This window comes from Rhodococcus gannanensis, from assembly GCF_042681175.1.
Taxonomy (GTDB): domain Bacteria; phylum Actinomycetota; class Actinomycetes; order Mycobacteriales; family Mycobacteriaceae; genus Rhodococcus_G; species Rhodococcus_G gannanensis.
In genome coordinates this window covers 29,800-39,266 of sequence record NZ_JBHUFB010000008.1, presented here as the reverse complement: position 1 = coordinate 39,266, position 9,467 = coordinate 29,800, and the positions used below count along the sequence as shown (strand labels likewise).

The 9,467-nt window shown below is 71.1% G+C and carries 4 protein-coding genes; 2 read left to right on the top strand and 2 right to left on the bottom strand.

All coding sequences use genetic code 11. The features are described from left to right. The coding region (locus ACFSJG_RS05975) for a UvrD-helicase domain-containing protein (RefSeq protein WP_378484299.1) at positions 1 to 3,396 on the bottom strand (3,396 nt) is incomplete at its 3' end. Continuing rightward, the gene (gene recC, locus ACFSJG_RS05970; RefSeq protein WP_378484298.1) at positions 3,396 to 6,656 is read right to left on the bottom strand and encodes an exodeoxyribonuclease V subunit gamma; all 3,261 of its coding nucleotides are present in this window, start codon (positions 6,654 to 6,656) and stop codon (positions 3,396 to 3,398) included. The genes recC and ACFSJG_RS05975, both read right to left, overlap by 1 nt. 273 nt (positions 6,657 to 6,929) lie before the next feature. On the opposite strand from recC, the gene ACFSJG_RS05965 reads away from it, so the two are divergent. Both ACFSJG_RS05965 and ACFSJG_RS05960 read left to right on the top strand, forming a co-directional pair. Further along, the gene (locus tag ACFSJG_RS05965) at positions 6,930 to 7,931 is read left to right on the top strand and encodes an MBL fold metallo-hydrolase (RefSeq protein ID WP_378484297.1); all 1,002 of its coding nucleotides are present in this window, start codon (positions 6,930 to 6,932) and stop codon (positions 7,929 to 7,931) included. 105 nt (positions 7,932 to 8,036) lie between these two features. Next, on the top strand, positions 8,037 to 9,467 hold a 1,431-nt coding region (locus ACFSJG_RS05960; protein ID WP_378484296.1), incomplete at its 3' end, for a fatty acyl-CoA synthetase.

Genomic DNA, 9,467 nt, shown 5'->3' with positions numbered 1-9,467 from the left:
GTGGCTTTCGTTCGGCCCAGCCGCACGAACGCCACTTTCAGCCACGGTGGGTGTTGTGGGTGCGGAGAGGGTCGAGGTGGGTGTGCCGGCGAGCAAGTCGGACAGCTCGGTGACGAGCACTGCAGGCGGGTGCCAGTCGAACACGCCGCACCCTGCGGGGGTGTCCGGGCCGGCCATGCCGCGGACGAACAGGTACTGCACCCCACCGAGATGGGTCGCGGGATCGTAGCCGGGCAGCCGCCACCGTAGATACCGATGCAGCGCAACCGAATACAGCAGCGCCTGCAACGGATAGTGGGAGCGGATCATCTCCGCTGCCATCGACTCACGGGTGAAGTGCCCGGTGGTCACGTCGCCCGGCACGATGCGGTTCGTCTTGTAGTCCACCACCACGAAGCGCGGCTCCGGCGACTCGGTCCCGGGCAGCCGCAGCACCGCGTCGATGCTGCCGGTCAGGTACCCGCGCAGCGGCGCGGGACCGAGTTCGCCGAGTTCGTCGGCGTACGGGGCGAGCACGTCGTCGGCGGGCAGATGCCGGCGCAGCAACCCGACCGCGGCGTCCAAGGTCACCACCACGGACGCGTCGTCACCCCCGGCGAGCGGCAGTTCGAAATCCAACTCGGGCAGTCGATCCGACGGCGCGATCGACGCGAGGGTGTGCGAGCTCCCCAGCGGGGTTGCGAGCACCGGCATGAGTGATGCGGCGAGGGCGTCCGGATCGACGTCGGAGAAGCCGGACGCCACCTCGTCGCGGCACCGTTGCAGGACCTCGGCGGTGAGGTCCTCGGCGGCGGTGTCGACGTACTCGAGGACCGCGTGGACGAGGGTGCCGAACGCGGCGCCTGCGGGCAGCCCGTTCATCGGCGACGGCAGGTGCCCCCCACCGTCATCGGCCCCGACGGCGGCCAACGGCGGTTCCTCCGGCTCGTCGTCGAGGGTCGGCACCTCCGGTTCACCGCTGACGGGCGCGAGTGCGTGCGCGGCGGCGGTGATGGCGGAGTAGGAGGTACGGCGCCACTCGGCGTCGAGGACGCGATCGAACCGTGCGGCGGCCAGTTCGACGGCGGCGTCGCGGGGCGGACTCCACGTCCCGACCTCGATCGGATCGGGCGCGACTCGCTCCACCTGGATGCCGGGCACTCCGTCGGCCCACCGGGTGAACTGCTGCGCCGCTTCGGGATCCTGCGGCACGGCCAGCGTTCGTGGAACGTCGAGCGCACCGGGCGTACGGGCGAGCAGCATCCGGTGCAGCGGCGCGGACGGCGTCGCCCGCGACGGCGCCCACCACAGCACCAGCGCACACTTGGCTCGGGTGACCGCGACGTACAGCAGTCGCAGTTCCTCGCCCGCTTCCTCCTCCTCGTGGCGCGCCCGGCGCTCTCCGTACCCGGGGCCGTCGGTGCCGCCGACATCGAGGATGCGGCGGTGGTCGTCGTCGTGCAGCAGAAGCTTGTCGGGTGTCGGGGGCTTCGCCGCATCCCAGCCGTACGGCACGTAGACGATCGGGTACTCGAGTCCCTTGGTGGCGTGCACCGTCGCGATCTGCACGGCGGCGGCATCGGAATCGAGGCGGCGGCTGCGGTCCGCGGTACCGGAGTTGGGATCCCGCATCCGGTCGGTCAGCCACCGCGTGAGGGCCGTCAGTCCGAGTCCCTTCCCGACCGCGACCTCCCCGAGCAACTGCGCGATGTGCCGCAGGTCGGTGAGGGTGCGCTCCCCGCCGACCCTGGCGAGCAGCCGGGATTCGAGGGTGCGCCACGCGGCGAGTCGCTCCGTCATCGCGGCGAACCCCGCCGCCGTGAAGACACGTCCGAGGTCCCGAATGTTGCCACCGATCTGAGCCACCAGCTCGTCACCGCCGACCTCGAGTTCGGTTGCGGTGTACCCAAACAGGGACGTCAGCGCGGCGAGCCGCACCCGGGCGGAGCGGTGCGGCTGTTCGAGCGCCTGCAACACCCACAGCCAGTCCCGGGCGGCGGGTGTCAGGAACACGCTCAGCCCGCCGACGGTGACGGCCGGGACACCCGCTCGGTCGAGGGCGTCGTGGACCAGGGTGATCTGCTTGTTGGTGCGCACCAGCACGGCGACGTCACCGGGGACCACCTTCCGGGCGCCCGCATCCGAGGAGTCGATGTCGATCGTCGCGTCGCCGGAGACGAGCCGGACGATGTCGGCGGCGACGTCGTCGGCGACCCGGGGCCGAAGGCGATCGATCGCGGGGAATCCACGTGTGTCCAGCCGTCCGGCGCCGGCGCGGGTGAGGTACCGGAGCCGGATCGGCGGCAGTCCGGTGACGCGGGCGCGGTCGGTGGCGGCGGCGACGGGGTGCACGACGATGTCCGGGTGCCCGAGTGCGGCTCCGCCGTGGACGTGGGCGAGGGCGTCGATGAGCGGTTTGTCGCTGCGCCAGTTGGTGGTCAGCTCGAGGGTCCGGGATTCGGCGACGGCGTCGAGGTACGCGTACACCTCGGCGCCGCGGAACGCGTAGATCGCCTGCTTCGGGTCGCCGACGAGGATGAGGGTGGCGTGTCCGTGGAACGCGCTGCGCAGGATTCCCCACTGCAGCGGGTCGGTGTCCTGGAACTCGTCGACGAGGACGACGTCGTACCGCTCGCGGACGCGGCGGCGTGCGTCCTCGCCGTGGTCCTCGTCGGTGAGGACACCGTGCAGGAGGGCGGGCAGGTCGTCGAAGTCGCGGATGCCCGCGGCCCGCTTCCGGCGGCGCACCTCGTCGCGAACGGCCTGCGCGAACGCGACGGCGTCTCCCGCGGTCGTGCCGTCACCGCCCGTTGCTGCGAGGTCCGGTGCGAGGACGGCCTGCGGGTCGAAGATGGCCGCCCGCGCGACCTTTCGTGCCTCCTCCGGCGACAGCGTCGGGGTGGGCTGCCGGCCGAAGCGGCTCAGGTAGAGGTCGGAAACGGTCTGCTCGATCAGGTCGGTGGCTTCTTCGACGAGTTCGGTGTCGGGGTCACGTTCACCGGCGATGCCGATGCCGTCCAGCATCCGCTGGCAGAAGCTGTGGGTGGTGGCGATGGTGGCGGCGTCGAAGTTCGACAGCGCCCGCAGGAGGCGCTGCCGCCGCAGCGTCACCGTGTCGGGGTCGGCGTCGGCAAGGAACGTGACGAGTTCGTCGCGGCTCGACGCCGGGTCGTCGAGGCCGGCGGCGACGTCGGCGAAGCGGTCGCGAGTGCGTTCCCGCAGTTCCTTCGTCGCGGCGCGACTGAACGTCACGAGCAGTAGTCGTTCGGGGTCGACACCCTGTTCGGCGACGTAGCGGACGGCGAGCCCGACGATCGCGTAGGTCTTGCCGGTCCCCGCGCTGGCCTCGAGCACGGTTGTGCCCGTGGGCAGTTCGCCGAGCAGGTCGAAGGCGGCGCGGCCGGTGGCGGCGGACATCAGACGGCTCCCAGGGTTTCGGCGGCGAGCAACGGCTCCCACAGCGTGCGGGCGTGGTCGCCGAAGGCGGTGCCCTCCGAGCCGGCCGTCGCCTCGGAGGTGAGGACGGTCAGGGGCGCGTCTTCGCCGTACACGTAGGCGATGTGCTTGTCCCGGCAGTCGCCGAACTTGCCGGACCACTCCCGCTCGGCGGAGTCGATCGCCGACGCGACGGCGTCGCCGTGTACGCGGCGCTCGGCGTACGCAGCGGTCGCACCTGTGGAAACGGGCAGTGGTGAGCGGAGACCACTGTCCCGGAGCGCGATCAACGTCTCGAGCCGGGCGCGGGCGTCGGCGGGTGCGACGAGGTGCGAGCGCCATGCCGTCGGGCGCGGGATCCGGCCCTTGCCCGTGGTGTCCGCCGTCCACCGCCGGTCGGGATCCGCGGCAGCGAGCGCCAGCAGCTGCACCCACGCGGTGAGCCGGTGCTTGGGCCCGAGTTTCGAGTAGGTGGTGCGAGCGATGACGTCGCCGCGGACGCCGCCCACGCTGCCGACGAGCCGGCGGCCACCGAGGTCGAGGTCGACGTCGACGGTCTCCGGCGTGCCCGGCATCCGCCCCGCGGAGCCGAGTACTCGCACGGTCTCCTCGATTCCCTCCAGTGCCCGGCCGCCCAGCGCCGCCGGCGGCAGGGTGCCGCGGCGCCATTCCGCAGCCCGGAAGGCGCCGATCGCATCGGTGATGTCCCGATCGTCGGCGAGGACCGCGGCGAGCATCCGTTCACCGATCGACCACGCCGCCAACGAGTCCAACTGGAGATCGAGCGCATCCGCGATCTCCTCGTCCAGGTCCAGGATGCGCACACCCAGACGCTGTTTGAGGAACCCCTGCGTGGGGTGGACGACGAAGTCGATCAGGTCGGCCAGATCGACGTCGCCGCGATCGAGGTCCGGCAACGGCGCGGGGAGGAACTCGGGCTCGGGTACTGCCGGGCGCTGCGCCGCCCGCGCTCCCGCGAGTGCCGCAGGATCGAAACTGAACGGGCGGCCGGGCTGGAAATTGCGAGGGGCGAACGGCTGCAACGGATGCGACCGCACCGCGGTGCCGGTGTCCCCGACCATCGTGTCGAGCACGGCGCGCACTTCGCTCAGCGGGATGGCGGGGGGTCGCTCGGCGCCGCTGACCGGGTCGCGGCCCGTGTAGAACAGCAGGAGACGCTCCCCCGCCGCACCGATCGCGTCCAGGAGCAGCTGCCGGTCCTCGCTACGTGGATCCCGTTCCCCCGCAAGTGGAGTGCGGCCGAGTACGTTGTCGCCGTCCACGCCGGGACTGCGGGGGAACGCCTCGTCGTCGAGGCCGAGCAGCGCGACCACCCGGTGCGGAACGGACCGCATCGGCACCATCGTGCACACGGTCAGCTCTCCGGTGCGGAAGTTGGAGCGGGACGGTCGCCCGGCGAGCCGCGTCGCGAGCAGTGCCCGCACGTCCGCGAGACGCAGCTCCGCAGTACCGAACTCGACGGCTTCTGCCAGCTCCCGGTGCGCCTGCCCCAGCTGCCACGCGTCGCGTTCCCGCACCCCCACGAGCAGGTCGAGCGCCCGCGTCAGCGCGGCCTCCCACGCCGGCGCCGGCTGCGGACCCCGCAGACGGAACAGCGACGAGTCCAGCCGGTCGACGAACTCCGCGAACTTGCCGGCGAGGTCGATGTCGTTGCTGTCGACCCCGCCGAGCGGCAACGCCAGGTCCAGCCACTCGCCCTCGGTGTCGTCGGCTGCGGCGCCGAGGAGGATGCGGTCGAGCGCCGAGCGGACCGTGTTCTGCGCGAACCCGGACAACCCGTAGGCGCTGCGCTCCCGGGTTCCGATTCCCCAGCGCGCGCCTGCTGCGGTGGTCCATTCCCGCAACCGCTCGATGTCGTCGTCGGTGAACGCGAAACGACGGCGCACCGGTTCGGTGTCGGCGAGGTCGAGAATCTGACTCGCGGTGACGCGGCCGTCCGCGAGGTCGAGCAGCGACGACACCACACCGAGCACCGGGTTGGTCTGGTGCAGGGCGCGGTCCGCGAGCCGCACCCGCAGGCCGTGGCCGGGGTGTCCGATGCCGTCCTGTCCGAATGCCGCGCGGACCAGCGGGGCGTACGTCTCGACGTCGGGACACATGATGAGAACGTCGCGAGGTTCGAGGTCGCGGAGTTCGGTGAACAGGTGCAGCAGGGATTCGCGCAGCACCTCCACCTGCCGGGCCGGGCCGTGACAGGCGTGGATCTGCACGGACCCGTCCGCGACCGCGGCGCTCGGCGCGCGGTCGGCCGCCAGATCGTCCTGCAGGCGCCCGAGCAGCGTGTCGGGGCGCGTCGGGGCGGCGTGGTGCTCGTGGACGACGTCGCCGGCCAGCCGGAACTGGAGCTCACGGACGTCGCGGCCCAGGCTCGCCAACAGCGGGTGAGTCACCGCGAGACCCGAGTCGTCGGCGGCGCGCGTCGCCGGTGGCGTGCGCCGAGAGAGCGCGTCGAACATGGCAGGACTGGGGTGCGGAATCCACAGGTGTACATCACGATTGACGGCCAGCGCTGCGAGGACGTCGAGCTGTGCGGTGGTCAGCCGGGTCGGGCCGAACACCGAGATCCGCTCGGGGAGGTCCACGATGCCGGGGCGTTCGCGGAGCGCCTCACACGCGGGTGCGAGTCGTTCCGCGGGGCTGGCCGCCCCGATCCGTTCGCGCAGGTGCCGCCACAGTTCGGCCTGCCACCCGAGGTCCGGGGGCAGGTCGCCCCCGACACCGTCCGTGTCGCGGCCGGCGGCCCAGTCGACGAGCATGCCGGGGCGCTGCACCCCGTAGGTCCGGAACAGTTCCGCCAGGTGGGCGGCGGTGCCGTAGCGTCTGCCGATGCGGTGACCGGCCGGGTCGTCGACGCCGAGATGTCGGGCGAGGACCGCCGCCCACGGCTGGTCCAGGCAGTCGTCGATGACGTCGAGGAGCGTCCACAGGGCACGTGAGGGATGCCACGGGTCGGCGTCTGCCGTGGTGCCGGTGGCAGCGGCGAGGGCCTCGTCGACCAGCCGCGTCGGCGACGGGAACTCGATGTTGGCGGCGACCCCGTCCATACTCGTGGGTGCGGCACCGAGAATTCCCGAAAGTCGTTGCGTCAGCCAGCGTTCCACGCCCTTCGCGGGGACCGCGACGACCTCGCGGGCGAACGGGTCGGGAAGCGGAACGACGAGGACCTTCGCGAGCGCGTCGGCTAGCACGTCGGAGCGCTCGGCGCGGTGCACAGTGAGCAAGCGGGCCCCCTCGATCGGTTCGAGTCAAGGCTTACCACAGCGTTCCGACAGCGCTCCGGACGTATCGCGTGCCTGGTCACGGCGTTCGCACACCTGCACGCCGAGCGCCCGCCCCACCTGCCGAAACCCGTGCGAATCTCCCGCTGCAAACGAGTTGAATTTGTCACACAACGCCCACTGAACGGGCATCCAGACTGTGCCGCGAGCCACGTCGTGGGGTAGTGATGAACGAAAGACTAGAGCGAATTTCACCCCCTTGAAGAGGTAGCGACCATGTCCGACGCACTTGCCATCGGTGACGGCATCTTCCAGATCACGGTCCCGATGACCCACAACCCGCTCGGCAGCACCCTGATCTACGCGATGGAATCGCCCAACGGCGTCGTCCTCGTCGACGCGGGCTGGGACGGCGACGAAGGCTGGGACGGCCTGACCAGCGGACTCGAGTCGATGGGCCACTCGATCTCCGACGTCGAGGGCGTCGTCCTCACTCATTTCCATCCCGACCACACCGGCCTGTGCGGCCGCGTGCGGGAGGCGTCGGGCGCGTGGATCGCGATGCACGAGGACGACCAGGAGATGTTCCGGCTGATGTCGACGGGACACACCGTCGAGTGGCTCGACGAGCAGATCGAGAACCTGCGCCGGGCGGGCGCCTCCGACGCCGAGTGCGACGACTACCGGGCCGCGACGCACCTCAAGCCCCCCGCCGGTCCCGAGTCGTCGGCCGACCGCACCCTGACCGGCGGTCAGGTCGTCCCGCTCGCCGGCGGACGAACCCTGCGCGTGGTCTTTACCCCGGGCCACACCCCCGGCCACGCCTGCTTCCACCTCGAGGACGCCGACGTCATGTTCACCGGAGACCACGTGCTCCAGAAGACGACGCCGCACGTCGGCAACTTCGTCTACCCGCTCGAGGAGCGGGATTCCCTCGCGGAGTTCATGAGCTCGCTGGAACGGGTGCAGTCGATGGGCGTGACCCGCGGCCTGGGCGCGCACGGCCTGCCCATCATCGACCTCCCCGGACGCGCGAAGGAACTCGTCGAGCATCACGAGGAGCGCCTGGAGCATCTCGTCGGGGCGTTCGGCGACGACGAGATCACGCTATGGCAGGTCGCGGAGCGGATGAAGTGGTACCGCGGCTGGGACGCGTTCTCCCCGCTCGCCCGCGGGATGGCGGTGTCGGAGGCTGCCGCGCATCTGCGTCACCTCGTCACCCGCGGGGAGGTCGCACCGGTCCCGAACACCGAGCCGATGCGCTTCGCCCGCGTGTAGCGGCCACGCCGCCTGTGCGCGTTTTTGGTAGCTCCCCCTACCAAAAATGCGCACAGGGCCGAAGGCCCCTTTCCAATTAGTTGGACGTCCCATAATCTGACGCACATGAGTCTCGACCCGCGCACCCACACCATCGACGGCATTCTGCGACGTTCGGCGGCGAAGTCCCCCGACCGCGCCGCGCTGATCTTCGACGGACGCACGCACTCGTACCGCGACCTCGACGCCGCCGTCAGTCGCGCCGCCACGTACCTGGCCGGGCTCGGCCTCGACGCCGGCGACCGCGTCGCCGCGTACGGCACGAACTCCGACGCCTACGTCATCGGGTTCCTCGCCTGCGCCCGCGCCGGCCTGGTGCACGTCCCGGTCAACTACGCCCTCAAGGGCGAGGAGCTCACCTACCTCGTCTCGCAGTCGGGCGCCCGCGCGGTGTTCGTCGACCCGGCACTGGCCGGCACCCTCGACTCGGTGCGCGCCAATCTCACCTCGGTCGAGCACGTGGTCCCGCTCCGCGACGCCGACGACTCCCTGCTGGCACGAGCGACCGCCGGCGACGTCGTCGAGTTCGCCCCGCGCGCCACCGCCACCGACCTCGCGCAGCTGCTGTACACATCAGGCACGACGTCGAAGCCCAAGGGCGCCATGATGACCCACGAGGCGCTCGTGTACGAGTACGTCTCCTCGGTGATCGCGCTGGACCTGTCCGCCGACGACAACCCGCTCGTGGCGATGCCCCTGTACCACTCGGCAGGCATGCACGTGTTCATGCTGCCGTACCTGTCGGTGGGCGCGACCGTGAATCTGATGGCGGCGCCGGACATCCCCGAGATCCTCCGCCGCGTCGAGGAAGATCGGATCGGGTCGCTGTTCCTCGCTCCGACGGTGTGGGTGCCGCTCGCGAACCACCCCGACCTCGACACCCGCGACCTCTCGTCGCTGCGCAAGGCCCAGTACGGCGCATCGATCATGCCGGTGACGGTGCTGAACCGACTGCGTGAGCGTTACCCGGACCTCGGCTTCTACAACTGCTTCGGCCAGTCCGAGATCGGGCCGCTCGCCTGCGTACTGCGACCGGAGGAGCACGCGGACCGGCCGTCGTCGTGCGGGCGCGCCGTGTTCTTCGTGGAGACCCGCGTCGTCGACGCGGACGGCAACGACATCGCTGACGGCGAGTCCGGCGAGATCCTGTACCGCTCCCCGCAGCTGTGCCAAGGGTATTGGGAGAACCCTGAGGCGACCGCGGAGGCGTTCCGCGACGGCTGGTTCCACTCCGGCGACCTGGTCACCCGCGACGCCGAAGGCTTCGTCACCGTCGTGGACCGCATCAAGGACGTCATCAACACCGGCGGCATCCTCGTCGCGTCCCGGGAGGTCGAGGACGCGCTCTACACCCATCCGGCGGTCGCGGAGGTCGCGGTGATCGGCACCCCGGACGAGAAGTGGATCGAGGCGATCACCGCCGTCGTCGTGTTGCGCGACGGCCAGGAGGCGACCGCGGAGGCGCTGATCGGGCACGTCAAGGAGCGGATCGCCCCG